This window comes from Methylocystis suflitae, assembly GCF_024448135.1.
In the GTDB taxonomy this organism is placed as follows: Bacteria; Pseudomonadota; Alphaproteobacteria; order Rhizobiales; family Beijerinckiaceae; genus Methylocystis; species Methylocystis suflitae.
The window spans coordinates 1-1,118 of sequence record NZ_JAMRYX010000235.1 but is presented as its reverse complement, the minus strand read 5'-3'; the positions used below and the strand labels follow the sequence as shown (position 1 = coordinate 1,118).

Here is a 1,118-nt window from a genome sequence, read left to right as displayed (position 1 = left end):
GCGTGTGAGGAGGTCGACGAACGGTAAGGTCAAATGATCGGTCAGATCCGGGTCTGGAAACGCAGTGGTATCCACGGAGTTCACAGCTCGCTTAAGTGATCTGCCCCAGACCCGCGCATCTCCATACCGGCCAGCGGTCGAGACAGGCCGCAACTCAAAGGCCTGATACATGACCGCACCCGATCACGCGATGAAGCCGCTCGAAAACATCTTGCGCGACACGGGAGCATCCATACATGGACACGACTATCGAGCCAGGCGCGCTCAATTTATCCCAGAACTACCCCGACAACAGGCGGTCCTCGCTGGAGGGATACCTCATTGTTCGAATTCCTCGAATACCAAAATACCGGGACGGGCGAAGCCTCACGTGATGCCAAGATCGTCATGCCAATATCGTCGGGTGCCTGATAACTTTCAACTGCTTCGAACTCAGCTACAACTTAAGCTTGAAATCCAAAAGTTGCATATCTTTAAGTGGAGCTGTTCTTACGCAAGAATACCGTGAGCTGCATGCCTGTGCCAGTGCGCTCCATCGTCCAACGTAAAAGCGGGTGCAGAAATTTGGGGATTCGTCGAATCGTACAGACGTCTATCCAATGGTCTGCGACCGAATAATTCAGTTGCTCAGCATGTTTTTTAAAGCTCTCTAACGTGAATTCGAATAAGTGGAAGGGACTGTGCATAGGCGATAAATTGGTAACATAATTCGTAAAAATCAAATTAAAATAACTATTAACGATTTTGGATACCAGGTAATCTGAGTTTGGCACTTCAAGGTGAATGATTCCACCTGGCTTAGTCCAATTCAAGGCTTTCTCTAAAGCCTGAGCGGGCTCAAACAAGTGCTCGAACACCGCTCCGAATGTTACAAAATCGAAATAGGATGGGGGTAACTCGGCTTCCTCTACTGAAACGAGCATAAATTTTGTCTTATCAAGTTTCTTAAGTTCGGTTGCCCTTTCGAGAAACGGCCTGGATGGTTCAATTCCGTAAACGTCTAGCCCTGCAGCTTGCATGCTCAACACGGCGTGGCCCAATCCAATCCCGATGTCCAGCGCGCGCATACCTTCGTAAAACGGTACTAACTTCCTGGCGCGATTGATCTGCCTTTCGAA

Annotated in this window: 1 protein-coding gene; it reads right to left on the bottom strand. The window is 49.2% G+C overall.

The annotated features are described in order from the left end of the window. Positions 1 to 473 precede the first annotated feature (473 nt). Positions 474 to 1,118, bottom strand: a 645-nt coding sequence (locus NEI07_RS17965) for a class I SAM-dependent methyltransferase (RefSeq protein WP_256036509.1), incomplete at its 5' end; no start/stop codon positions are given.